Source organism: Saccharomonospora sp. CUA-673 (genome assembly GCF_001942305.1).
Classification (GTDB): Bacteria; Actinomycetota; Actinomycetes; order Mycobacteriales; family Pseudonocardiaceae; genus Prauserella.
The window spans coordinates 199,611-222,522 of the sequence record NZ_MKKE01000044.1 but is presented as its reverse complement, the minus strand read 5'-3'; the positions used below and the strand labels follow the sequence as shown (position 1 = coordinate 222,522).

The 22,912-nt window shown below is 67.3% G+C and carries 25 protein-coding genes and 2 pseudogenes; 10 read left to right on the top strand and 17 right to left on the bottom strand.

The annotated features are described in order from the left end of the window. The first annotated feature begins 31 nt into the window (after window positions 1-31). Both BJF85_RS19420 and BJF85_RS19415 read left to right on the top strand, forming a co-directional pair. The gene (locus BJF85_RS19420; RefSeq protein ID WP_075849497.1) at window positions 32-766 is read left to right on the top strand and encodes a cytochrome c biogenesis CcdA family protein; all 735 of its coding nucleotides are present in this window, start codon (window positions 32-34) and stop codon (window positions 764-766) included. Between the two features lie 40 nt (window positions 767-806). Continuing rightward, a complete protein-coding gene (locus BJF85_RS19415; RefSeq protein WP_075849496.1) occupies window positions 807-1,460 on the top strand; it encodes a TlpA disulfide reductase family protein in 654 nt (217 codons plus the stop codon). A 115-nt stretch (window positions 1,461-1,575) separates the two neighbouring features. On the opposite strand, the gene BJF85_RS19410 is transcribed toward BJF85_RS19415, so the two are convergent. The 15 genes and pseudogenes from BJF85_RS19410 to sbnA form a co-directional block, all read right to left on the bottom strand. Then, entirely contained in the window at window positions 1,576-1,809 is a 234-nt protein-coding gene (locus BJF85_RS19410) for a hypothetical protein (protein ID WP_139320725.1), read from the bottom strand. Next, complete coding sequence (locus BJF85_RS19405; protein ID WP_075849494.1) at window positions 1,809-1,991, bottom strand: hypothetical protein; 183 nt, start codon at window positions 1,989-1,991, stop codon at window positions 1,809-1,811. Before BJF85_RS19405 ends, BJF85_RS19410 begins: the two co-directional genes overlap by 1 nt. 132 nt (window positions 1,992-2,123) lie before the next feature. After that, window positions 2,124-3,695 (bottom strand): NADH-quinone oxidoreductase subunit N, encoded by a 1,572-nt coding sequence (locus BJF85_RS19400; protein WP_255375779.1) that lies wholly within the window; start codon window positions 3,693-3,695, stop codon window positions 2,124-2,126. Next, window positions 3,692-5,197, bottom strand: a complete 1,506-nt coding sequence (locus tag BJF85_RS19395) for a NuoM family protein (RefSeq protein ID WP_075849493.1) — start codon at window positions 5,195-5,197, stop codon at window positions 3,692-3,694. Before BJF85_RS19395 ends, BJF85_RS19400 begins: the two co-directional genes overlap by 4 nt. Beyond that, entirely contained in the window at window positions 5,082-7,070 is a 1,989-nt protein-coding gene (locus BJF85_RS19390) for an NADH-quinone oxidoreductase subunit L (RefSeq protein ID WP_255375778.1), read from the bottom strand. The genes BJF85_RS19395 and BJF85_RS19390 overlap by 116 nt, the downstream gene beginning before the upstream one ends. Before the next feature lie 3 nt (window positions 7,071-7,073). After that, complete coding sequence (nuoK, locus tag BJF85_RS19385; RefSeq protein ID WP_075849492.1) at window positions 7,074-7,379, bottom strand: NADH-quinone oxidoreductase subunit NuoK; 306 nt, start codon at window positions 7,377-7,379, stop codon at window positions 7,074-7,076. Between the two features lie 145 nt (window positions 7,380-7,524). Further along, window positions 7,525-7,860, bottom strand: a pseudogene (locus tag BJF85_RS19380) (NADH-quinone oxidoreductase subunit J); the annotation flags it as partial. Window positions 7,861-7,947: 87 nt separating this feature from the next. Then, window positions 7,948-8,877 carry a complex I subunit 1 family protein gene (locus BJF85_RS19375; protein WP_075849491.1) on the bottom strand — a complete coding sequence of 310 codons (930 nt, stop codon included), beginning with the start codon at window positions 8,875-8,877 and terminating at the stop codon, window positions 7,948-7,950. Then, window positions 8,870-9,643 (bottom strand): hypothetical protein, encoded by a 774-nt coding sequence (locus BJF85_RS29100; RefSeq protein WP_222844599.1) that lies wholly within the window; start codon window positions 9,641-9,643, stop codon window positions 8,870-8,872. The genes BJF85_RS19375 and BJF85_RS29100 overlap by 8 nt, the downstream gene beginning before the upstream one ends. A gap of 445 nt (window positions 9,644-10,088) precedes the next feature. After that, window positions 10,089-10,439 carry an NADH-quinone oxidoreductase subunit A gene (locus BJF85_RS19365; RefSeq protein ID WP_075849490.1) on the bottom strand — a complete coding sequence of 117 codons (351 nt, stop codon included), beginning with the start codon at window positions 10,437-10,439 and terminating at the stop codon, window positions 10,089-10,091. A 522-nt stretch (window positions 10,440-10,961) separates the two neighbouring features. Continuing rightward, window positions 10,962-11,600 carry a multicopper oxidase domain-containing protein gene (locus BJF85_RS29095; RefSeq protein ID WP_369822233.1) on the bottom strand — a complete coding sequence of 213 codons (639 nt, stop codon included), beginning with the start codon at window positions 11,598-11,600 and terminating at the stop codon, window positions 10,962-10,964. Then, window positions 11,494-12,198, bottom strand: coding sequence for a multicopper oxidase domain-containing protein (locus BJF85_RS31610; RefSeq protein ID WP_369822232.1), 705 nt, complete (start codon window positions 12,196-12,198; stop codon window positions 11,494-11,496). Before BJF85_RS31610 ends, BJF85_RS29095 begins: the two co-directional genes overlap by 107 nt. A 513-nt stretch (window positions 12,199-12,711) precedes the next feature. After that, window positions 12,712-14,421, bottom strand: a complete 1,710-nt coding sequence (locus tag BJF85_RS19355; protein WP_075849489.1) for an MFS transporter — start codon at window positions 14,419-14,421, stop codon at window positions 12,712-12,714. After that, window positions 14,319-15,254 carry an MFS transporter gene (locus BJF85_RS19350; protein WP_075849488.1) on the bottom strand — a complete coding sequence of 312 codons (936 nt, stop codon included), beginning with the start codon at window positions 15,252-15,254 and terminating at the stop codon, window positions 14,319-14,321. The genes BJF85_RS19355 and BJF85_RS19350 overlap by 103 nt, the downstream gene beginning before the upstream one ends. Next, on the bottom strand, window positions 15,251-16,231 hold the full coding sequence (gene sbnA, locus BJF85_RS19345) for a 2,3-diaminopropionate biosynthesis protein SbnA (RefSeq protein WP_075849487.1): 981 nt from the start codon (window positions 16,229-16,231) through the stop codon (window positions 15,251-15,253). Before sbnA ends, BJF85_RS19350 begins: the two co-directional genes overlap by 4 nt. Before the next feature lie 79 nt (window positions 16,232-16,310). Here sbnA and BJF85_RS31605 point away from each other — a divergent pair, with 79 nt between their 5' ends. After that, window positions 16,311-16,487, top strand: a complete 177-nt coding sequence (locus BJF85_RS31605; RefSeq protein WP_139320730.1) for a phage protein NinX family protein — start codon at window positions 16,311-16,313, stop codon at window positions 16,485-16,487. A 6-nt stretch (window positions 16,488-16,493) separates the two neighbouring features. Here the strand turns inward: BJF85_RS31605 and BJF85_RS27510 are convergent, their stop codons facing one another. Continuing rightward, on the bottom strand, window positions 16,494-16,961 hold the full coding sequence (locus tag BJF85_RS27510; protein WP_139320724.1) for a hypothetical protein: 468 nt from the start codon (window positions 16,959-16,961) through the stop codon (window positions 16,494-16,496). A gap of 195 nt (window positions 16,962-17,156) precedes the next feature. Next, the gene (locus tag BJF85_RS30500) at window positions 17,157-17,390 is read right to left on the bottom strand and encodes a MerR family DNA-binding protein (RefSeq protein WP_255375776.1); all 234 of its coding nucleotides are present in this window, start codon (window positions 17,388-17,390) and stop codon (window positions 17,157-17,159) included. Between the two features lie 533 nt (window positions 17,391-17,923). Between BJF85_RS30500 and BJF85_RS19335 the strand changes: the two genes are divergently transcribed. The 7 genes and pseudogenes from BJF85_RS19335 to BJF85_RS27505 all read left to right on the top strand — a co-directional run bounded on the left by BJF85_RS19335 (window position 17,924) and on the right by BJF85_RS27505 (window position 22,877). After that, window positions 17,924-18,175, top strand: a complete 252-nt coding sequence (locus BJF85_RS19335; RefSeq protein ID WP_369822237.1) for a metal-sensitive transcriptional regulator — start codon at window positions 17,924-17,926, stop codon at window positions 18,173-18,175. 187 nt (window positions 18,176-18,362) lie between these two features. Beyond that, a complete protein-coding gene (locus BJF85_RS31600; RefSeq protein ID WP_369822229.1) occupies window positions 18,363-18,578 on the top strand; it encodes a rhodanese-like domain-containing protein in 216 nt (71 codons plus the stop codon). Between the two features lie 5 nt (window positions 18,579-18,583). Then, window positions 18,584-19,998, top strand: a pseudogene (locus BJF85_RS19325) (rhodanese-like domain-containing protein). A 37-nt stretch (window positions 19,999-20,035) separates the two neighbouring features. Continuing rightward, window positions 20,036-20,626 carry a rhodanese-like domain-containing protein gene (locus tag BJF85_RS19320; RefSeq protein ID WP_075849486.1) on the top strand — a complete coding sequence of 197 codons (591 nt, stop codon included), beginning with the start codon at window positions 20,036-20,038 and terminating at the stop codon, window positions 20,624-20,626. A gap of 83 nt (window positions 20,627-20,709) precedes the next feature. Beyond that, window positions 20,710-21,492 (top strand): sulfite exporter TauE/SafE family protein, encoded by a 783-nt coding sequence (locus BJF85_RS19315; RefSeq protein WP_075849535.1) that lies wholly within the window; start codon window positions 20,710-20,712, stop codon window positions 21,490-21,492. Between the two features lie 532 nt (window positions 21,493-22,024). Then, window positions 22,025-22,414, top strand: coding sequence for a DUF302 domain-containing protein (locus tag BJF85_RS19310; protein WP_075849485.1), 390 nt, complete (start codon window positions 22,025-22,027; stop codon window positions 22,412-22,414). A 313-nt stretch (window positions 22,415-22,727) separates the two neighbouring features. Next, entirely contained in the window at window positions 22,728-22,877 is a 150-nt protein-coding gene (locus BJF85_RS27505; protein ID WP_139320723.1) for a hypothetical protein, read from the top strand. Window positions 22,878-22,912: the final 35 nt, after the last annotated feature.

The following is a 22,912-nucleotide window of genomic DNA, read 5'->3' as shown; positions in this document are numbered from 1 at the left end:
CGGGGCCGCACGCGAGAGAGGAAGGCACGGCGTGGAGTTCCTGGCGCTGGCCTCGCTTGCACTGGTCGCCGGGCTCGTCTCGTTCACCTCGCCCTGCACGCTGCCCCTGCTACCCGGCTACGTCTCCTACGTCTCCGCTCTGTCGGAGCCCGTTGGAGCCACGGCGGTGACGGTGCCGACCCGGCGGGCATTTGCGGGGGCGTCGCTGTTCGTACTGGGCTTCTCCGCGGTGTTCACCGCGCTCGGCGCGACTGCGTCGACGTTCGGCTTTCTGCTGGCCAGCAACCTGGGTGCAATCAATGTGGTCGGCGGGGCGCTGATCGTGCTGATGGGCCTGACCGCGACCGGGCTGATCAGAATCCCGCTGTTGCAACGCCAGATCCGGTTCGACCTCACCCGCGTCAGCCGTGGACCGGCCGGCGCCCTCCCGCTGGGCGCCGCGTTCGCGTTCGGCTGGACCCCGTGCGTCGGACCGGTGCTGGCCTCGATCCTCACCACCGCCGCCAGCACCGCCACCGTCGGCCGCGGCGCGCTGCTGCTGGTTGCCTACTCACTCGGCCTCGGGGTCCCTTTCCTCGCGCTGGCCGCCGGCCTCGCGCGCGGTCGCGCAAGCCTCGGCTGGCTCCAGCGCCACGCGCGTCGAATCGAAGTCGCCGGGGGACTGCTGCTCGTCGCCATGGGGATCGCCGTCATGACCGGAGGCTGGACCGCCCTGATGAGCCGAATGCTCGCCCTTTACGCCCAGCTCGGTTGGCCCCCGATCTGAACCAATGAACCCTTTTGCGGCAAACGGCGGGAGGTAGCGGATGTCGAACGCGGGACGATGGACCATCGTCGTGCTGGTCCTCGCTGTCGCGGGGATCGTGGCCCTATGGCCGGGCGCCGACGACGCAAGCCAGCCTCGCACCGAGCAGCGCACGCTCGGCTCGCCTCGCCCCGCACCCGCGGAGGGTGACGCGGTACTCGCTCCGCTGCGCGAGCGCGCCACCCTCCAGCCCTGCCCAAGTCCCGAACGGAACGCACCTGCTCCGTCCGGCCCGCTGGCAGGGGTGCGCGTGGCATGTCTGGGCGCGCCGGGAACCGTGGACCTCGGCACCGCACTGGCAGGGAAGACGACGCTGCTGAACCTGTGGGCGTCCTGGTGTGGGCCGTGCCGGGAAGAGATGCCTGTGCTGGCCCGCTATGCCAAGCGGCCCGACTCGGTTGACGTCCTTGGCGTCACCGTCCAGGACCGCGCCTCGTCCGCCCTGGAGTTCATGGCCGAAGTCGGCGTCAACTACCCGTCCTTGTACGACGGGGATCGGCGGGTACAGCGCGCACTTCGTATACCGCCGCTGCTGCCCGTCAACTATCTCGTCCGACCGGACGGGTCCGTCGTTCGCATCACGAACCCGCCGGTATTCCACAGCCCTGAAGAGGTGCAGGCCGCAGTGGAACGTTACCGCCGCGCGGACCCGTGAATGACCGTCGGCAACCCTGTCCCGAAACTCGCCCGTGGCAGCGGGCCGACGGAAGCCGCATCGTCACCCCGTCAGTGGTAGCCGTGCGCTGAATTCCTGATGTCAGCGACACGAATCAGGCGTCGAAAGGTGGAGTCGACCGATTCGTCGGCTTTTCGGCCCTGTCTTGCGAGCCCTGCGCCCGCAAGATCCGAAGCTCTTCACTCAGACCGGCAATTTCGCGGTCCAACTCCACGTCCTGCCGCGAACCCATCATCCCGCAATGCCCTCGCGTCATCGGCCGCAAGCAGAAGAAGTACACCGGGACAACAACACCGACCGCGACGAGCGCGGCAACCAGGGTAGACATCACCGGGTCCCTTCCGTCCCGTGTACGGAGCGCTCGGCCTTGAGCTGCTCGACCTCGGCACGCAGCTGCTTCACCTGGGTGCTCTTGTCATCGCTACCGTTGCCGCGCCTCATCATCCACATCATCAGCCCCATTCCGACCGGACAAGCCAGCAGGGCAACCGTGTACAGCAACGACTCCATCAGGGCACCATCTTCCCGAGCTACTATCTACGTTCTACGTACGTAAATAGTAGCTCGGGAGGGTCGGGGTCCGCATCCAGCCGAACACAGAAGCCACTGGCGACCCGATAGCTGAATACCGGAATCTCACGCCTACCAGCGCCGATTTCGGCTGACACCCCCGCCGCAAGCTTGGCATCGGCTTTTGACACGAGCCGCGTCTCGCCCACGCTGTTCCGCGGACCGGGCAATGGTTGCAAAGACACCCGTGGAGCTTCTTGGGAGATCACCGGTTCGTCGCTTACGGCAGCAGGGGACCGGAGCCGATCGGCAGCACGAGTCCCCCTGCGATACCGAGCGCGAGGGAGATCGTTCCGGCGGCGTAGGCGCGAGTGCAGAGAATCGTCCGGCTGGAACCAGCGCGTCCTGCTCTTGGTCGGGGGCGGCGAGGAAGGCTGGGGCGATCCAGCGCAGGTAGTAGAAGAGGCTGGCGACGGTGTTGATGACCGCGACGACGGCCAGCCAGGTCAGGCCGCCGTTGATCGTGGCGGTGAAGACTTCGAGTTTGCCGAGGAACACCGCGGTGGGCGGGGTGCCGACCAGGCCGAGCAGGCACACGACGAGGACGGCGGCAAGCCCTGGATGCTGGCGGGCGAGGCCGCGGTAGTCGGCGAGTCGTGTCGCGCGGGGTAGTTCGGCGACGACGGCGAAGGCACCGAGGTTGGTCACGGCGTAGGCGGCCAGGTAGAACAGCAGGGCTGGGAGGGCGAGGTCGCTGCGGGTGGCGACGGCGACGGCCATGAGGATGTAGCCGACTTGGCTGATGGTGGAGTAGGCGAGCAGGCGGCGGACGTTGTCCTGGAAGAACGCGGCGAGGTTGCCCAGTGTCATGGACGCGGTGGCCAGGATCGCGATCAGCAGTGGCCAGTCGAGGTTCACTGCGGGTAGTGCTTCGGCCACGAGCCGGTAGGCGGCGGCGATGCCGCCGATCTTGGGCACGGTGGTGACGAACGCGGCTACGGGTGTGGTGGCCCCTTCGGTCACGTCGGGGACCCAGAAGTGCGCGGGTACGCCGCCGATTTTGAACAGCAGTCCGGCGAGGATGGCGAGTACACCGATGGCGACCGCGGTGTCTGGGGCGTCGGGCAGCGTGCGGGCGAGCGTGGTGTAGTCGCTGGCCCCACCGGTGCCGTAGAGGATCGTGATGCCGGTGAGCATGAGGACACCGAACAAGGCCCCCATGAGGTAGTACTTCAGCGACGCCTCGGTACCCGGTTCGGTCTTGGCGAACCCGGCGAGTGCATACAGCGGCAGGGAGGCGAGCAGGTAGGCGGCGACGAGCAGCAGCAGGTCGAGTGCGCCGACGAGCATGATCGTGCCGAGTGCGCCGAGTTGCACCAGGACGTAGAACTCGGTCTCGCGGTGATGGGAGCCGACTGTGTCGATCGACAGGCACAGCACAAGCAGCGTGGCGGCCAGCACGATGAATCGGACCGCGTTGGTGGCGGTGTCCACGGCGAAGCTGCCGCCGAAGACCATCTCGGGGGCTGCGCGTATCGCGACGACGGTGGCGGCCAGGCCGACGACGCAGGCGGTCGCCGCGAGCACACGCACCCACCACTGCCGGCGCCGTGGTAACCAGGAGCCCAGTAACAGTCCGAGCACGGCTCCGGCGACCAGCGCGAGTTCGGGGATCAGCGCGGCGGGATTTTCGTTCATGGTCATCGGCTGATCAGTCCGATCAGCGTCGTCGCGGCGGGTTCGATCACATCGAGCAGGAAGCGCGGCAGCACGCCGATGACGACGGCCAGGCCGAGCAGCGGCAGAATCGCGGTCGTCTCGCTCGCGCGGAGGTCGGTGAATCCGCGGGCCGCACCGGGTGAATCGGGCACCTGGAGCTCTCCGAGAAAGACCCGGTGCAAGACTCGCAGGAACAGTCCGGCGGTGATCAGGATGCCGAGCATTGCCAGCGCGGTGGCCACGGTGGCTGAGGCGAGGCTTCCTGTGAAGATCTGGAACTCGGCTATGAACCCGGAGAACCCGGGCAAGCCGAAGGAGGCGAAAGCGACCAGGGCTGTGGTGCCCGCGAAGACCGGTGCCGGTCCGGCTAGGCCCGAGTAGGCGCCCATGTCGTAGGTGCGGCGGCGGTCGTAGAAGATTCCGGCGAGCAGGAAGAGCGCGGCGGTGAGTAGGCCGTGGCTGACCATTTGGGTCACCGCACCGGTCACGGCCAACGACCGCGCTTGCGCATCACTACCGGCGAGGATCCCGGCTGCACCGACGGCGAGGACAATGTAGCCCATGTGGTTGACCGAGGTGTAGGCCACCATCCGTTTGAAGTCCTCCTGGGCCAGGGCGACGAGCGCGCCGTAGAGCACCGAAAGCACGCCGATGACGACGATGACCACCGCGTAGTGGCGCCACGTGTCGGGCAGCAGCGGCATCGCGATGCGGACGAATCCGTAGGTGCCCATCTTCAGCAGCACCCCGGCCAGAATCGCCGACCCGGCGGCCGGAGCGTCGGTGTGTGCCGGCGGCAACCAGGTGTGGAACGGCACGGTCGGGGTCTTGACCGCGAGACCGACGCCGATCGCGAGCAGCACCAGCCCGCCGTAGACGCCGCCGCCTGCGAGGGGGTTCGCCCGGGTGAGCGCGACGATGTCGAAGGTGTGGGGTTCGACGGCCAGGTACAGGCCGATGAATCCGAGCAGCAGCACCAGCGAGCCGATGAAGGTGTAGAGGAAGAACTGCAGTGCCGACCGGCGTGCGTTGCCGTGTCCCCATCCGGCGATGACGAAGTACATGCCCACGATGGACAGATCAAAGTAAACGAAGAACAGGATCAAATCGAGGGCGGTGAACAGGCCCAGGCTCACGGTCTGCAGGAACAGGAACAGCAGCACGAAACTCTTGGTCCGCTGAGTCTGCGGCAGCGAGTAGACCGCGCAGGCGAGAAACAGCAGTGAGGTCATCGCGACCAGCGGCAGCGAGAGGCCGTCGAGACCGATGTGGTATCCGACTCCTGCGCTGGGGATCCAGCGCAGGTTCTCCTCATACGCCAGTCCGGTACCGGCGTCGTAGCCGATCCAGGCCGCCACGACCAGGGCGAAGTCAGCTACCGCGATCGCGATCCAGCTCCACACGAACACGCGGCGTCCTGCCGATGCGGGCACCGCGGCCAGGGCGCCCCCGGCGGCCAGGGGTAGGAAGACGATCAGTGACAGCACGGGCTACCTCACGAGGATGATCAGCAGGGCGAGTACGACCAACGCCGCGACGGCTTGGGCGTAGTAGTGGTGTAGCTGCCCGGTTTGCGCGCCGGGCGAGCGTTCCGAGCCACCCGGCACCGCGAGCAACGCGTTGCACGAGACCGTCGACGGGGATTTCGGTACGCTGATCGGCGAGTTTGGCCAGCCACAGCCCCAGTGCGGGTACGGCCGTGACCGTTCTGTTGAGGATCCGATCGTCGAAGGCCGCCAGCGCGCGTGCCAGCGTCATAGTCGGTCGCACGACGAGCAGGGTGGCGGCGCGCTCGAACCCGAGCCATGCTGCGAGCCATCGCCGAAGGGCTACGGAGACCGGCACCGGCCGGTCTCCCCACCACCAAGCGAGAGCCGACGCACCGACCGCGAGTGCCGCCGACAGCGCAAGTTCCCACACCATGGGCGTGGCTGCAGGTCCCGTGCCGAGCAGCCCTCGCATGCGCTCGGCCACCGTTGGGAGGCCGAGCACGCCCAGTACCGCGGCCGACCCGGCCAGCACCACCAGTACCGGCCAGGCAAACGTGGACACTTGGCGAGAGCCCGACTGCTCGGTGACCCCACCGCGTTCGGTACCTGGGCGTTCCGGCTGCCAGACGAACCAGACCGCTTTGATGCTGTACATGGCGGCGACCATCGCGGCGGCCAGTCCCACCACGTACAGGCCGGGCGCGTGTTCCAGCGTCGCGGCGAGCACGGCGTCCTTGGTGACCCACAACGACAACGGAGGCAGCCCAGCTAGCGACGTGGCGGCGACGGTGAAGGTCACGCCCACCACCGGGTAGCGCCGCGCGGCACCGCGCAAGGAGGGCAATGCTTTCGTGCCGAGCGCGGTCAGCCATGCTCCGGCTGCCAGGAACAGCGCGGACTTGGTGGCGGCGTGCGCAATCAGCTGCATCGTGCCGCCGGTGACGCCACCGGTGCCCGCGGCCAGCACCATGAACCCGATCTGCGCGCAGGTCGAGGCCGCGAGCAGCTGTTTGAGGTCGGTCTGGGCGAGGGCGACCAGTCCGAGCACCAGGGCGGTGCCCGCGCCGCACCAGGCCACCAGCGGCCCACCCCAGCCCGAGGCCGCCAGCAACGGGTGCAGTCGCAGCAGCAGGTAGGCCCCGGCGGCGACCATGGTCGCCGAGTGCAGCAGCGCCGAGACCGGGCTCGGTCCTTCCATGGCGCGTGAGAGCCAGAAGTGGAAGGGAACCTGGGCCGATTTGCCCAGCGCGGCCAGCACGATGCCCACGGTGAGCACGGTCAGCCAGGGTGGCCTCGCCGCGGGCAGCTCCGGCAGGGCGAGGGTGCCGATGCCACCGGCGAGCGCCGCCCCGGCCGCGAGGTAGAGGCCGAGATCGGCGGCCCGGGTGGTCAGGAATGCGACGTTGGCGGCGTGCACCCGGCGAGGTTCGCGCCACCAGAACCCGATCAGAGCCCAACTCGTCGCGCCCATGACCTCCCAGCCCATGAGCAGCAGGGCGAGGCCGGTGGCGGTGACCGTGACGAGCATGGCTCCGGCGAACAGCAGCATCAGCCCGGTAAACCGAGCCCGCGGCTCATCCGGACCGAACTCACCCGCGGCGAAGACCAGCACTGCCAAGGTGATCATGGCGACCGTGACCACCAGGACCGCCGAGAGCCCGTCGACGGCCACACTCGCGTCGATCCCCTGCAGGAACCGCGCGGTCACGACCGGGCGTACCACCGCCGCCAGCACGGCAAGCCCAACCGTGATCGCTGCGCAGGCGATCCCGACTACGGGCGCGATTCGATCGCCCCGCCGTCCCGCGCACGCCAGCACCGCCCCGGTGACAAGCGGTACCGCGATCAGCAGCCACGCGAGCGCGCCCATCGGCTACTCCTTGAGATCCGCGGCCATGTCGGTCATGTCCACATCCCGGGCACGGAAAATCGCAGTCACCACGGCGAAACCAACCGCCATCTCCACCGCCATAAGGGTGATCACCACGATGATCAGCACCTGACCATCCGCATTGGACGGAGCAACGTAGTACCAGAAGGCCGCCGCCGCAACGGTGATGCCGTTGAGCATCAGTTCCAGGCCCATCATCAGCATCACGATCGACTGCTGCGACAACGCACCGTAGAGGCCGATGGCGAACAGTCCGGCCCCGAGCAGCAGAAACAGCTCCAGACTCATCGACCGATCCCCCCGCGCACCGGATCATCGGCCCGCGTAGCGCGCAGGCGTCACCCAGCCGGTCGTAGCGTCCCCTGTGGGTGGCGAGCACGACGGTGGCCACGATCGTGGCGAATAGCGCCAGTCCCAGGGTCATCATGGTGAGCATGTGCGGGCCCATCAGCGCTTGTCCGAGCGCGAGGGTCGGGTCCGGCGGCGGTGCGCCGGTGCGCTGCGGCCAGTCGATGAGGACGATGCCCGCTGCGAGCACGACGAAGGTGCCCACCGACAGCGTCATGGCGCCGGCCTTGTTGTGATACATCGCCATCGGCATCAGCCCGGCGGGATTCATCATGTACATGACCATGAACACGGCCATGATCACCATTTCCATGACCATCATCAGCACGATGACCACACCGAGGTAGGCCAGCCCCAGCAGGATCACCTCGGAGGCGACAAACACGAACGAGGCCAGCAGCGCGAACGTCACCCGTGCCATCGAGTTCAGCCGAAAGACCAAGAACCCGGACACCAGGCGCCGACCGCGAACAGCCAGAACAACGCCACCGTCACCACGCACACCTCCTCACCGGATCAGCACCACCAGGGCGACGACCAGTGCCTGCAAGATCGTCACGGGGATCAGCACCACCCAGGCGAGCTCGGCGAACCGGTCCATCCGCACCGTGGGAATGCGGCGACCGAGCCACACGACCACGACCAGCACCACGGCGGTCTTGAGCAGCGTCCACACCCAGCCCGGCAGCCACGGGCCACTACCTCCCCCGAGGAACAGCGGCACCGCCATTGCCGCCGCGACCACCAGCAACAACCACCGACCGCCGAGGAACACGAGGCGGTCCACTCCGGACAGTTCCCCGGCAGCTCCGCCGGCGAGGTCACGTCCTAGCGGCGCGTCGAACGGGCCCCAGAACGCCATCGCCATCGCGCTGAGCAGGTAGACGACGAAGGCGACCGGCATCCACACCACGAACCACAGACCGGACTGGGCCTCGACGATCCCGCCCACCCGCAGCGTGCCCGCCGCAGTGGCGGCCGTGATCAGCGCGAACATGTGCGGCAGCTCGTAGGCCAACCCCTGGGCCACGAACCGGTAACCACCGACCAGGGACAGCGCCGCGTTCGGGCCCCAGCCGGCCATCCACACCGCCGCCCAAGCCAGGATCTCCATCGCGTTGAACCACACGACCCCCACCGCGAGATCCGACACGGCCACCCCGCCCAGCGGTAATACCAGTGCAGCTAGCAGCGCGATGACGGGAACGAGGACCACACCGGTGCGCCACAGCACGACGTCGGCTGCCGTGGTCGCGCGCCGTTGGCCGATCAGCAGCCGCACCACCGCACGCAGCGGAGCGACGAGCACTGCCGACACCGACAACGGCCGCCCAGCGGCACGCACCTGCAAGGCACTGTCGAAGACCACCGCCACGAACGCAACCACCCCCACCAGCCCGGGCAGCACGAACACACCCCACACCGGAGCCTCACCCATCAGCCGCCTCCGCAACCGCGTGGTCGAGCTCGGTGATATCGGGATCTAAACTTGACACGATCAATCTGGCCCCGGCCAGCTCGGTCCCCTTCACCAGCTGGGGAAGCACCTCCAGCAGCGCCGACGAGCCCCCGACCGCGTCGCGTCTGCCTCGTGGGCCCGCATCGACGGCGGTCAACGGTGCGGTGTCGTCGAGAGCCGGGACCGATCGCTCGATCGCGTCCAACCACGCCTGCCACCGTGCATGCACATCACCCGCGGATCGGCTCGCGCTCCACGCGGGGCCGGTCACTCCGGCGGCCTGGGCCGCCGCTCCCGGGAGAATGCCGAGCCCGCCGGTGAGCCACCGCAGTGTCCGGGACCGGCGCAGCCGCCTGGCCAACCGGCGCACCCGGGGCGCGACCACATCGGCCCGCGCCCCGCCGAGTACGTCGTCGCGGGATCGCCCCGCGCCCAGCGCCGCATCCGCCCAGCCCGCCACCGCCAGCAGCCTCGCTAGGCTGTCCAGGTGCGCCGCCACTCGGCGCCGGGCGGCTTCTCCCGCGATAACGGACTCGCCTGCCGCCGCCCGACGCCACGGCTCGTTCCAGAAATCCGCCAACTCCCCGTGTTCACGAACAATCTCGACCCGCGCATGTTGAACAACATCGCCCTGCAGCGTGGTGTGCAGCACAAGGCCGGCCGGCCAGTCCGGCAGCACCGGACCGATCGGCACGTGAAGCTGATCGAGCACGAGACCGTCCCGGTCCGGCCCACGATCGGCCATTGGAACACCCCCGGGCATGTCCATCCCACCCCCGTCGTGATGCTCGTCGCCCCGGGGCTGGTCGACAGGACGACCGCGCTCAGCGTGACCCGCACCGTTCCACTCGTGCCGCGTCGAATGTCCCCGGATAGCCGGCGACGCCTCACCCCTGTCGGCCAGTAGGCCCGCAGCACGCTCCAGCGCGGTGCCGGCCTCGGCCGCGTTGCCGACGTGCACGCGAACGCGGGGTTGCGGGACCTGTTCCCACAGCTGATCGGCATAGCTCGTCCACCGCGGCCCCGCGGGCCCGACGACGGCCAGAACATCAGCATCCGCCGGACCGGGAACCTTCACCCACCCTCGCCGGCGTAGCACCTGCTCAACCGCCAGCCGGGTAGCGGTGCCCCCGGGGCCTCAGCGACCAGCACATGGGGTAACCCGCCGGCGAAGCGCTGTAAGGCCGTGGTCACACCCATCGCAGCGCCCCTTCCCGCCACGCGTAGGCCACACCGGCCAGCAAGATCCCCAAGAACACGAACATCTCGACGACCGCGCTCGTGCCCACCGAGGAAACGACGAGTGTCCACGGATACATGAACAGCATTTCCATCTCGAACGCCAGGTAGATCATCGTCAGCGCATACCACCGCACGTGAAAACGGGAAAACGCGTGCTCAGCCGGTTCATGACCAGCCAGAAACGGTCCCATGGAGGCACCACCCGACGCCGCCTGCACCAGCGAGGCGACCCCATACACGCTGCCGACCACCGCCATGGCGACGACCAGTAGCAGCAGCGCAATCCCGAACCCACTCATGATTCACACGGCAGGAGGTGCCCCGAGAACACGACCACTGCGCGCCACCTCTCAGGTGTTAGTGCAGCACCCATCGCCACCTCCGGAAGGCGAGATCACGGATCTCCCTAGCGTGGCCGACTTCGCGGCGGAACGCATGGCTGATGCCGTCGGCGGTGGAGCTGCCCAACCGGCGCTACCGTTTTTCACGTTCACCGCTCACAATCCCGCGGCACCGTCACTCGATCTCGCGGGCCGCGTCGGAGACCATAGTCTTGGCCCGGGCGCCGTTGCGCACGTCGAAGCTCGCGTCGCCGGCGCGGATACAGCGCCGGTTGCAGCAAGTTGCGCCGCCGCATCGCCCGCTCCACGGTGGACACGGATATCGCGTAGCCCCGTCGGCCCGCATGTATCAGCCACCAGCTCTTGCGGTGTCCCCACGCCGGTCATGCCTGGCCTGCTTTTGCAGGATCGGCTCCACGCGCTCGACCACCGAGGCTGCCACGGCCCCTCCGGCGGCAACGGTGCCCGGGCGAGGCAGTGTCACCTCCGGTAGGACAGGACCGAAGCCATCCCGGCTGCCTGGTGGTATTCGTTGTGGCAGTGTGTCAACCACTGGCCGGGGTTGTCGGTGTCGAAATCCACCGCCAACCGCTGATGCGGCAGCACCAGCACGGTGTCCTTGCGCGCTCCATTCCTCGCAGGATCGCCCAATGTGAAGAAGTGCCCGTGCAGGTGCATTGGGTGGGGCATCATCGTGGCGTTCTCGAAGAGCAACCGCACCCGTTGATTCGGGGAAACCACCAGTGGTTCGTGGTCCGGATAACGGCGGTCGTTGATGGTCCACACGTACCGCTGCATGTTCCCACCGAGCTTCATGCTCAGCGTGCGGTCCGGACGCCGAGGCGAGAGCCGAGCGGATTCGGCAGCTTGCAGATCCGTGGCCAGCAGCGGTCGCTGGTCCAGCTCGCGCACGTTCGCCGTCGAGGACGGAGCGCGTCCGGAACCGGTGCGGACCAGGGCGAAGGCTCGGTCGTCCTTGCCTTCTGCCGAGGCGACCAACGGGAATGCCCCGTCACCGAGAGTAACGACGCAGTCGTAGCGTTCGGCCATGCCCACGAGAACCGACTGTGTGCGCCGGGGCGTAACAGGTTGACCGTCGGTGTGCGTCACGGTCAGCATGTGCCCGCCCAAGGCACGCGGAACGCCGTGTCCTCGGCAGCGTTGATGACGCGGAGGCGGGCACGCTGACCCGCACGGGCGCGGAAGGTCTCCGGATCTGCCGGTGGGCGTCCGTTGAGCAAGTAGAACGGATATTGCACATCGCCTGCATCGGCACCGAGCACCGACGAGTGGGACTCGCCCCCGTGCATGTCACGCATGTCGTCCATCGAGTCCCTGTCCATTTTCCCGCCGCGCAGCTCGTCGAAGACCTGCGCGGTGTGCGCTGACCAAGCCAGTCGGAGAGCACGACGAGGAACTCGACATCGTAGTCCCCGGGATCACGCGGGTCATCGATGATCAACGCGCCGAACAGGCCCCGCCCGCGCTGCAACTCGCCGTGCGAGTGATACCAGTACGTCCCCGGATCCGGTGGGATGAACTCGTAGGTGAGCTCGTCGCCGGCCGCGATCGGTGGCTGCGTCACCTCCGGCACACCGTCCATGTCATTGCGAATCGCCAACCCGTGCCAGTGCACAGTCGTCGGCTCCGGCAACTGGTTCCGCACGCGCACTTGGACGCGGTCACCCGCCGCGGCACGCAGCAGCGATCCGGGCATCACTCCGTTGTACGCCCACGCGGCAGCGGCGGTTCCCGCGAGATCAACAGTCGTGGGGGCTGCGGTCAGTGTCTGAGAGACCGTACTTTCACGGGGGAAGCGTCGCTGTTGTTCTCGGGCGAACTCTCGCACCGCGGTCGAGCGGGGGCCGAGTTCCGCTGACGCGCGTTCGGAACTGCTGCACGCGGCCGCGAACCCCGCTGCGGCCAAACCGGTTCCGAGTTGCAGCATGCGACGCCGCGACATGTTGGAGGAAGAGCGGTGGGTATTCGACACGGATGTCCTTTCTGTGTGCAGGCACGTGGCCTGCTCCGGTGATTTGATGCACGTCAGTGCCGTAGGCGGTCTTCGTCGGCCCTGAAGGCAGTGGGGGAGGGTTCCAACCCGAGCAGCGGATGAGGGCGAACCGGTGGCCGGTCACGGCGCAGCGTGGAATGCACTGTCACGGCTCGTTTTCCTGGCAGCCCCAGCCCTTACCCCAGACCCAGAGCCGGGGTAGGGCTCCACCGGTCGTCATGGTCTTTGTTGGTCTGGGCTGAGCCGCTCACGCAATGGATTCCCGGCATGCTGCTCGGTCCAGTTGAGGGTGTGTAGCAGGAGGCTCGGGTGCGGTGCCGGGCCGAACGAGGCGGCTTTGTGCGGGAGGCGAATGCCTGCGGCCGCGGCTGCGTGCAAGTCCCGCTCGGTAGGTGGAAGGGTCAACACTACTGCCCCTGCTTCTGCGCGTGCTCGTTGTAGCGCCTTGGCCGCGCGGGGCTCGTAGCCGATGCCGGAGGCAGGTATTTGCCATTCGAGCGTGATCAAGGCGTGGAGCAGGCCGACGTGCAGGCTCTGCAGTTGTTCCGGTAACCGGCCTACAGATCGGTGCAGAAACCGAGGATGCGGGTGGGTCAGCAGAACCGCGTGATCTCCCGTGGCCAGCACGAAGGCAGGACCGCGTGCGGCATGCGCCTGAAGCACTTCGACCCATCTCTCCAGCGATCCCCGGAGGGGAGTGAGGCGGAACTGCCGTGCTGCGGCCGCAAACAGCCTCCCCGGGTCCACACGAGGTAGCACCCGGTGCATGGGCTGGAGCCGCAACGGACTGTGTTTGGTGTCTACGAGGACACCTGGAATGTAGTCCCACGGGCCAGCACCGTGCCCGGCTGCGTACCGTTGCCGCCGAAGCTGGCGGGCCGCGGTATGCCTGTGGTGGCCATCGGCGATCAGCGCTGACCGCGACTGGAGTTCGTCGATGATGTCCGCCCAGCTGTCACGGTCGTCGAGTCGCCAGACTCGGTGCTCTTGTCCTGCTGTGGTGAAGACCTGCGCCAGTGGTCGACGTCGGGTCGCGGCGTCGAGGTGGGCGGCCGTGCGCCCGTCGCCGGAGTAGCCGAGCAGTACGGGCGGAATGGTTCCACTGGTTCGCATGAGCTCGGCGATCTCTTCGGTGCGGGCCGGGATCACGTCCTGATGCGGCAGCAGCCGACTGTCCAGGTGCACTGCCGAGATCACGCCGCGCTGCCATCCCAGCGGGCCCTGCTGTTCATAGGCGAACAAACCTCGCTCTGGTTCGCGCACGAGGACCCGCCGTCGTTTCCATCCGTCCAGCACGCGCAGGGCCTGTTCGGCATCGGCCTGATACCAGGGCATTGCATGTCGATCAGCCTCGTTGCGCAGACGGTCGGGGGCGAGCAACCAGGCATGGAACGGGCGGACCTGGACCCCACCCACTGGGGACTCCGGGGACGGATCACGGTGGGTTTCCGTGTTCGCCGGAGTACCTGCGGACACGGGCGGGGTCTGCTCGTCCGCCGCTTCGTCGGCACCGGCATGATCCTCCGCACGGGCAGGGCCTACAGCCAGCAGGCATGCCACGAGCGAGGCGAGGGCCATCACGAGGACAGCACCACTGACGGGCAGGGCCATGACCAGTGGACCGGCCAGCAGCGGTCCCACCGATTGCCCGACCAGCAGGAAACTGTTCGCCGTGCTGACGAACGAGCTCTTGCGTTCCTCCGGCGCGTGCCGGCTGAAGTGCAGGAACAGCGATTGGGCAAGTGCGGCGAAGCAGAATCCCTGCACCAGCCGCAGCGGGATCAACGCGACCGGCCCCAGCGGGAGCACGACCGCCGCGATGCTCACCGCACAGCCCCCCGCCGCCAGCGCGAAGGCGCGAACCGGATGTCCGGTGACGTCGTTGCGTTTGCCCCACCAGAACGACCCGAGCAGCGTGCGCCCCACATCACCGAATGCAACACGCCCGTCCACAGGCTCGCCGCATTCGGCGCGGCCACGATGCCGCTGACGTGTTCGGCGAACACGGGAATCAACCCGTAGACCCCGAAGTAGGCCCCGATCGCGGCCAACGCCAGCGGCACCGCTCCAGGAACCCGCATTGCCCCGCCCCGCTCGCGAGGTGATTGTGCACGGTCCGAGGTACGTGTGCGCTTCGGTTCCCGCAAACCGACGGCACACCCCACCGCCAAGACCACCGCTGTCGCGGCGATGACGAGCATGAGTTGCCGTAACCCGCCAGCACCGACGAACAGACCTCCGACGATGGGACCGGCCAACGCGCCGGCCGCGGTGGCACTGAACGACTTGCCCAGCGACGACCCGCGCTTCTTATCCGAACCGGTCGACCCGGCGAACGCTGCCGCCGCCTCGACCACGCCACCGAGCGCTCCCTGCAGCAGCCGCCCCGCCACGAGTACCAGCGGGGTGAAAGCAGCGGCCATGACCACCATTGCCAGACCCAGTCCGAGCAAGGCGCGGACCACCATCCATTTGCGACCGACACGGTCACCGAGCCGGCCCCACAGGGGGGTGGCCACGGTCAAGGCCAGGGCCGGGGCAGCGATGGCCACCCCGGACCAAGTCTGGGTCTGCGCGAGACCCAGCACGCCCATGTCTTTGAGATAGAAGGGCATGATCGGCACCAACATCATCAACCCGGCGGTGTTGACGAACTGGCCCGCCCACAGCAACAGCAAGTTCCGGCGATCGGCGTTCGACGCCTGCTTGTCGTGCTCGGGAACGCCCTCTCGCGGACGTGTCTTGAGCGTATTGGTCACGAGCTGACCACCGCTTCGGGCTCCTGCCACGGATCACGAAGACCGGCCACCCAGGCATCGTCGTAAACCAAGTCGAGGTAGCGCTCACCCCGGTCCGGCAGCACCGTGACCACTCGTGCCGCATGATCCAGCCGCGAGGTCAGATGCTCGATCCCGGCGACCACCGCGCCGGAAGACCCACCCGCGAAGATCTTCTCCGTCGCCAGCAGACGCCGGCACCCCGCCGCGGATTCGGCATCGCCGACGTGGACAACCTCGTCGATCTCGTTCACGTCGAGGATTTCCGGAACGCGGCTGGCACCGAACCCGGGCAGCTGGCGGGGCCCGGCCTTGGCGCCGAAGATCACCGAGCCGACGGCATCGACCGCCACGACCTTCATGCCCGGGTGTTCCTGCCGCAACCGGCGCGCGATGCCCTGAATGGAGCCGCTCGTGGACACCGCCGCGACCAGATAGTCGATCGGCCCGTCGACCACATCGAGAATTTCCTGACCGGCCGTCTCGAAGTAGGCGCGCCAGTTGAGGTCGTTGGCGTACTGGTTCACCAACACCGCATCCGGTGTCGCCTCAACCAACTCCCGCGCTCTGCGGACTCGGGTATGCAGGTAACCGCCCGCCTCATCAGGTTCGGTCACCATCTCCACGTCCGCGCCGAACAGCTCCAGCAGACGCAGATTCGCCGAAGATGTCTTGGGGTCCACCACCGCCGTAAACGACAGCCCATGCAGGCTCGTCGCCATGGCCAGCGCGATGCCTAAATTGCCAGACGTGCTCTCCACCAGGCGCATGCCAGGCTGCAGAGTCCCGTCGTGCAGACCCTGCTCGACGATGAAACGGGCCGGGCGGTCCTTCATGCTGCCGCCCGGGTTGAGCATTTCCAGCTTAGCGACCACGTCCAAATTCGGATCGGGAAAACAACGGTTCAGGCGGACCATGGGGGTGGATCCGACACAGCTGATCATCGAATTGTGAATCACTGCGAAAACCTCCTGAAGATGCGCCCGTTAAAATGCGTGCGCATTTCGCTCAAGTCGTTGTCGGGGAAACAAACGAGCGATCAGCGAACAACACCAGGTCGCATTTCCGAATTCTCACGGCGCGAGTCGTCGCCACAAGGTGGCGGCCCACGTCAAATGGGACGAAAACCCCAGCACCGCATGGAAACAGGGCGGGCACGTCATGTCCAGCCGCGAAGTGCTGTCGGAGATGCGAATCAGGTGCGTGACACTGTGAGCAAAATCAGGTCCGTGCGATACACACGCATGTCAGCAGATCCGACCCGGCCGGGCGCCAGGGCGGACGTGAAGACCATCGTCGATAAGCTGTCGGCGGTCGTCGAAGCAGCAACGAAACGGTCAGAACCCCGGCCATCAATACCAGGAAAGCGCCGGGTCCAAACACGCTGTCGTCACCGGGCACGCGAATCGAGGCGATATCAGCGATGTGAGGTGCGGCGTGGCAGTCGGGGACCCCGCCGTCGGGGCTATGGCTATGGTTAGCCGCCCCCTGTTCGTCGTGACCAGCCGTCGCCGTGTGCGTGGATGGCGCGGCCACCGACGAGTGACCTGACGCACCCAGGAGGGTGTCGTGCGTCGCCATTCCATGCGCAGGAAGCAATACGATCTGAATCAGAAGAAGCCCCAGCAACGCCACCGGCAGCAGGATCCACCTGCCCCGGCCGTGCTTCGAGATCAAGAGCTTCTTCACGACCGCCACCTTAGCCAGCGCATGGCGACCGGAGGCGCTTACCTTGGCGTGTCTCACACCAAAGTGGGCACTGCGCGCCCGTCCGTGAAGCACGTTCGCGTTATTCCGCTTCGCATTCGGCGTGCTCGATGAGCTGGCAGATGACGGCGCGCTCACCGCGGCGCTGGCCGTCTCGGGCGGTATGGCGGGCAGAAGTCAACGAGCGGCGTAGGGGCGCGAAGATCGGCAACGGTGCGATCCATCTCGGCGATGCGGCCGTCGAGCAGTTCGGTGACGTGGTCGCACGGGGGTGGCGCCGCCGCGTTGCAGATCGAGAACGTCCTTAATCTCCGACAATTGGAGTCCGAGCGTCTTGGCCTGGCGGACTAACCGCAACACGCCAACATCGGCATCGGCGAACAAACGGTACCCCGCCGCCGTGCGTTCCACAGGTGGAAGAAGTCCTTTGGGTACCCACAGCCGCACCGCTTCCGCTCACACCCGCGGCACCCACAGTCAAGCCCACAACGGTCTCCTTCATCGACCCTCATCCTTGACCTTAGCCCAAGGGTAAAACCTTAGCGTGGCTCCGTAATCAAGAAACAGCAGGTCAGCGCGGGAATGGAGCTGACGATGGAGACCATTGTGTTGTAGGTGACTGGCAACCAAGAAGATCAACATCTGACCGGAGACCTCGGTGGGGAGCGTAGGGGCTGCTGAAGGAAGCTGTGACAGTGGTTTATCCGCTGCGGCTGCGTCAGCCGCATTCGACTCCGTCGAGTTGATTCTGCCGCCCTTGTAGGTCGCACGCCTGTGGGGATCGGGTGTCGCGGCAAGCGTCCTGTACCGGGTCGGGAGAAGCAATGTCGCCGATTGGGGGCTGGAGCGGACTGAAGGGCCTCCCAGCTGATTGGAATACCCCTGGGGGTTTGGTAGGTTGAGGCGAGAGAAGGGAGATGGTCGTCGTGGAGATGAAGCCGGAAATGGTGGGCGACGCTTTGACGCGGTTGCGTCGGGCCCGGGGCCAGTTGGGTGGTGTCATCGAGGCGATGGAGGAAGGGCGTGACTGTGCTGAGGTGTTGACCCAGTTGGCTGCGGTTTCGCGCGCCTTGGACCGTGCTGGGTTCAAGATCGTGGCCAGCGGGATGCGTTACTGCCAGCAGGCCCGTGAGGATGGCGATGAACCGCCGATGACGGAGCAGGAGTTGGAGCGCTTGTTCCTCGCGCTCGCCTGAGTGGAGGCTCTGCGGTGCCGCTCGTCGGGTGATGTGTACCCGTGCGGCCCGTTTATACCCCCAGGGGTAAAGAGGATCTGTTGTCTGAGCAGACGCCCGAAGTAAGCGCCGACCTCTTCGCCGGAATGTGGCGGCGGGGTACCCGATTGGTCGATGTGCGTGAGCCTGAGGAGTACGTCTCGGCCACGTGTCAGGGGCGGTGAACGTGCCGTCGCCGGACGTGCTGGCCGCGCCGGAGCGGTTCGCGGGTGAGGAGTGCTACGTCATCTGTTGCTCGGGAGGTCGCAGCTTCAAAGCGGCCGAGGCGATGAACGCAGCCGGTGGACGAGCGATCTCGGTGTCCGGTGGGACATCGGGCTGGATCGAAGCAGGAAACGAAGTCGAAAGGGGTGCGCAACGGTGACGGCTATGGATGCGGTGGAGGAGGACCGGCTGGCCGGTGGCCTGGTGGTCGAGGTGATCGAGACCTCGTCGCTGGGGGATCGCAGCTATCTGGCCACCGACGGCGAGGTGGCCGTGGTGGTCGACCCGCAGCGGGACGTGGATCGGGTGATCGCTGCCGCCGGTAGGTTGGGCGTGCGGATTGCCTGGTGCTCGACACGCACGTGCACAACGACTATGTCTCCGGGGGCTTGGAATTGGCTCGCCTGACCGGGGCGGAGTACGGGTTGGCGGCTGCTGACGAGGTGCCGTTTGACCGGCGCCCGCTTGCTGACGGCGAGGCGGTGGAGCTCTCGCCGCGGATGCAGGTGCGGGCGGTGGCCACCCCGGGGCACACCTTTCACCACTTGTCCTTCGTGCTGGAGGGCGTGGATGGCCCGGCGGGGGTATTCACGGGAGGGTCGCTGCTGTTTGGCACGACCGGGCGCACCGATCTGCTGGGGGAGCAGCACAGCGAGGACCTGGCCCGGCATCAGCACGCTTCGGCGCAGAAACTGGCGTCGACCCTGCCGGATGGCGCGCAAATCTGGCCGACCCACGGGTTCGGGAGTTTCTGCTCGGCTACGCAGGCCTCGGGCGACTCGGCCACGGTGGGCGAGCAGAAGCGGATCAACCCGGCGTTGACGTTGGCCGAGGGCGATTTCGTCGAACAGACCCTCGCGGGACTGGATGCTTACCCGGCCTATTACGCGCACATGGGTGTGCAGAACACCACCGGTCCGGAGCCGTTGGACCTGCGCGAGCCGACCCGCGCCGAACCCGAGCAGTTACGGCGCCGCTTGGAGCACGGGGAGTGGGTAGTCGACCTGCGCTCCCGCAAGGCCTACGTGGTCTCGCACCTCGCCGGAACGGTCAGCCTCGGCTTGGACGGTCCGATGGCGACTTGGCTCGGCTGGATGATCGACTGGGGCGCCCCGATCACGCTGCTCGGGGAGTCTCGCGAGCAGGTCGGCCAGGCGCAGCGCGAGCTCGCCCGCATCGGCATCGACAAGTTCGCCGCGGCCGCGGTGGGTTCCCCGAAGGAGCTGGCGGCCGACTCCGGCCAGCTGCGCAGTACTCCGACCGCGACCTTCGGCGATCTGGCCGCGGCGCTGGCTGGTACTTCCAACGGGCTTCCGGCTCCGGAGGTGGTGCTGGACGTGCGGACCAACAACGAGTTCGCCGCTTCCCACGTGGCCGGTGCGGTGCACGTTCCGCTCTACGAGCTCAAGGACCGCCTCAGCGAGGTTCCGGCGGGTGCGGTGTGGGTGCACTGCGGTAGCGGTTACCGCGCCGCGGCGGCGGCTTCGCTGCTGGAAGCGGCCGGCCGCACGGCCGTGCTCATCGACGACATGTTCGACGCCGCTGCCGACGCCGGCGTGCCTATGACCGACGGAAGCTGACAGCAACCACGGACACGAACGCGGAGGTATCCGAAGAATGCCCCAAGCATTGCCCAAGACCGTCGACACCGCGCAGATCCGCCATTTGCGCGAGGCCGACCCCCAGATCCGGCTGATCGACGTGCGCGCGCCCGGGGAATTCGCGTCTTCGCACATCCCGGGCTCCTACAACGTCCCCCTGCACCTGTTGCGGGAGCACCGCGAGGAACTCACCGCGCAGCACGGCGACCCGGTGGTGCTCGTATGCGCCTCGGGTGGCCGTGCCGAGCAGGCCCGCACTCTGCTGGAGAGCGCCGGGCTGGACCGACTCAGCGTCCTGCGCGGCGGCATAACCGGCTGGGAGCAGGATGGTGGCGAGCTCAACCGGGGGCGCGGCACGTGGGACATGGAGCGGCAGGTGCGGCTGGTCGCCGGGCTGCTCGTGCTTACCGCCGTCGTGGCCAGCACCGCCTACGAACCGCTGAAGTGGATCGCGGGATTCGTCGGCGCGGGTCTGGCCTTCGCCGCGGTGAGCAACACCTGCGCGATGTCGCGCGTGCTCGGGCTGCTGCCCCGCAACCGCACTCCCAGCACCGACGGTCGAGCCCTGCTGGGGGCCCTCACCGGAGGAAACGGGCCGCGCGGCTGAGGGCTGCTCTCTGGCAGACGCGTGCACGGCGTTGAGGCCGGCGGTGGCAGTTGATGTGTCCGCTGCCGGGATAGGTGGTTTCGTTGTTGTTGGCAGCGGTGTTCGGCGCCGTGATCGGGTTGGCGCTGGGACTTCTCGGTGCCGGTGGTTCGATCCTCGCCGTGCCAGCTCTGGTCTACGGCGTCGGACAGCCCTTGCAGATGGCGATCCCCACCTCGCTGGCCGTGGTCGCGCTCTCCTCGCTGGGTGCCCTGTTCCCGCGCGAGCGGCGCACCGCGGTGCGGTGGCCGGTCGCGCTGGTCTTCGGCGCGGCCGGCATCCCCGCGGCCTTCGGCGGAGCCGCACTCGGCAAGCTCGTCCCGCAGCGCTGGCTGCTGCTGGCCTTCGCCGCACTCATGGTCATCGTTGCGGTGCGAATGCTGCGCGGCGGGGAGAACCAGACCGGCGCATGCCGCACCCAGCAGGGCGGGATCAACTGGCGCACCTGCCTGCCCAAATCCGTGTTCGCCGGCGCGACCGTCGGCGTGCTCACCGGACTGTTCGGCGTCGGCGGTGGCTTCATCATCGTCCCCGCCCTGACTCTGCTGCTCGGTCTGGGAGCGCAGCAAGCGGTGGCGACCTCTCTGGTTGTGGTCTTGATCAACTCGGTGGCTGGGTTCGCCGCGCATGCCGGCTCGATCGCGACCATCGATTACCGGGTCCTGTTGTTGTTCGCAGGCACGTCCCTGGTGGTTTCTATCGTGGCCGCTCGGCTGTCGACGCGGCTGAACTCGTCTACCATGCGTCGCTGGTTCGCCTTCGTCGTGCTGGCCGTAGCGGTCTTCGTCGCCGTGGCCGCCGTCGTCGACCCCTCGGCACTGGGATGAGAGGGCGTGCCAGGCCGCATTGACAATTCACTCAAGGAAGAGAAACGAAAAGTGGAACATGTGTGGTCGCGTTGAGTGCCGCAAGTGCGGCCAGCCGACCTACGCAGGGTGCGACCAGCATGTGGAACAGCTGCTTGCGGGAGTGTCGCAATCCCAACGGTGCGACTGCGGCCCGAGCGCCCAGCACGGAGGCCTCGGTGGGTTCTTGCGGATGTTCGTCGGCCGAGGGTGACCGAACAGCCAAGAAGGCGTCCTTGCACGCCGCGCTGCTGACCAACTCGGCCTCGTTCTCCTCGCTGGTGCCGCGGCTGCCGCGGTGGCGTCCGGATCTTTCGCCTTCACCACGAACTTGCCCCTACGCACCTTCGCCGCGCTCGCGGAACCTGGCTCAGGCTCCAGACGCGGAGACTCCTTGGCCTCGGTGTCTCCAAGCGGAACGACTCGGTCTTCTGACGCACTGGTGTGCGTGCATTCTGGATCCGCCGGGTAGTCATTCTAGTGACGGAACCGATCATCCGAGGAGGTTCGGATCATGGACTACGCGCTGTCTCGGACGCTCGACGTCCCCTACGCGGAGGCCGTGCCCAAGGTGAAAGAAGCATTCCAGGCCCATGGTTTCGGCACGCTCACCGAGATCGATGTGCAGGCTACGCTGAAGGACAAGCTGGACGAGGACATCGAGCCCTACGTCATCCTGGGCATGTGCAATCCACAGCTGGCGCACCGCGCGCTGAACGCCGAACGCGAGATCGGGCTTCTGCTGCCCTGCAACGTCGTGGTCCGCGCCCAGGATGACGGTCGCACCCTGGTCCAAGCACTTGATCCGCAGGTCATGGTGACCGTACCCGAACGGGAAGAGCTGCGCCCGGTGGCCGACGAAGCAGGGCGCCGTATCCTGGAGGCCCTCGACAGCCTTGGGTAGTTGCGCCAAGGACCGACCCATCGCTGCGTGGCGCCCCGGTTCACCTCCGGTCTCGGTGGTTGACCCGGTAAGCGGGCTTGCTCGGCAGGAGCGCCAGAGGCGCACACCAGCCCTACCGGTCGTCGTGCTATGCAGTGAGCTCGTCGCGCGCAAGCTAAAACCCGATCGTGAGTAAGCGCGTCGGCGACGAAGGCAATACTCATGACGGGTAAGTCCGGACTGCTTACGAGGCGAGCACGGATCCGAATATCGGCACTGTCCTGCCCGTCCACATCAGAACGGACGATCACTCCAGGCCGGAGATCCGAGGTCCGTGGGCCGGCTGCAGGATGATGAGCGGGCCGTTTACGTGCGCGTGCTCGACGCCGAGCACACCGGACATCGACGCATCGAGGAGGAACGGATCCCGCTCGACCGAGCCCTAGAAGCGGTGGATGCGGTTCGCCTGGCAGTCGGACTCTGACCTACGACACAAAGTTTGCTCCGCTGCGATCCTGA

Bases quoted from the DNA above. Each gene is read 5' to 3' on its own strand.
- BJF85_RS19415 (WP_075849496.1), top strand. From the start codon at position 807: ATGTCGAACGCGGGACGATGGACCATCGTCGTGCTGGTCCTCGCTGTC.
- BJF85_RS19410 (WP_139320725.1), bottom strand. From the start codon at position 1,809: ATGTCTACCCTGGTTGCCGCGCTCGTCGCGGTCGGTGTTGTTGTCCCG.
- BJF85_RS19405 (WP_075849494.1), bottom strand. From the start codon at position 1,991: ATGGAGTCGTTGCTGTACACGGTTGCCCTGCTGGCTTGTCCGGTCGGA.
- BJF85_RS19400 (WP_255375779.1), bottom strand. From the start codon at position 3,695: ATGACCATGAACGAAAATCCCGCCGCGCTGATCCCCGAACTCGCGCTG.
- BJF85_RS19390 (WP_255375778.1), bottom strand. From the start codon at position 7,070: ATGGGCGCGCTCGCGTGGCTGCTGATCGCGGTACCGCTTGTCACCGGG.
- nuoK (WP_075849492.1), bottom strand. From the start codon at position 7,379: ATGAGTCTGGAGCTGTTTCTGCTGCTCGGGGCCGGACTGTTCGCCATC.
- BJF85_RS19375 (WP_075849491.1), bottom strand. From the start codon at position 8,877: ATGGGTGAGGCTCCGGTGTGGGGTGTGTTCGTGCTGCCCGGGCTGGTG.
- BJF85_RS29100 (WP_222844599.1), bottom strand. From the start codon at position 9,643: ATGGCCGATCGTGGGCCGGACCGGGACGGTCTCGTGCTCGATCAGCTT.
- BJF85_RS19365 (WP_075849490.1), bottom strand. From the start codon at position 10,439: ATGAGTGGGTTCGGGATTGCGCTGCTGCTACTGGTCGTCGCCATGGCG.
- BJF85_RS29095 (WP_369822233.1), bottom strand. From the start codon at position 11,600: ATGCTGACCGTGACGCACACCGACGGTCAACCTGTTACGCCCCGGCGC.
- BJF85_RS31610 (WP_369822232.1), bottom strand. From the start codon at position 12,198: ATGCCCGGATCGCTGCTGCGTGCCGCGGCGGGTGACCGCGTCCAAGTG.
- BJF85_RS19335 (WP_369822237.1), top strand. From the start codon at position 17,924: ATGGTGGGCGACGCTTTGACGCGGTTGCGTCGGGCCCGGGGCCAGTTG.
- BJF85_RS19320 (WP_075849486.1), top strand. From the start codon at position 20,036: ATGCCCCAAGCATTGCCCAAGACCGTCGACACCGCGCAGATCCGCCAT.
- BJF85_RS19310 (WP_075849485.1), top strand. From the start codon at position 22,025: ATGGACTACGCGCTGTCTCGGACGCTCGACGTCCCCTACGCGGAGGCC.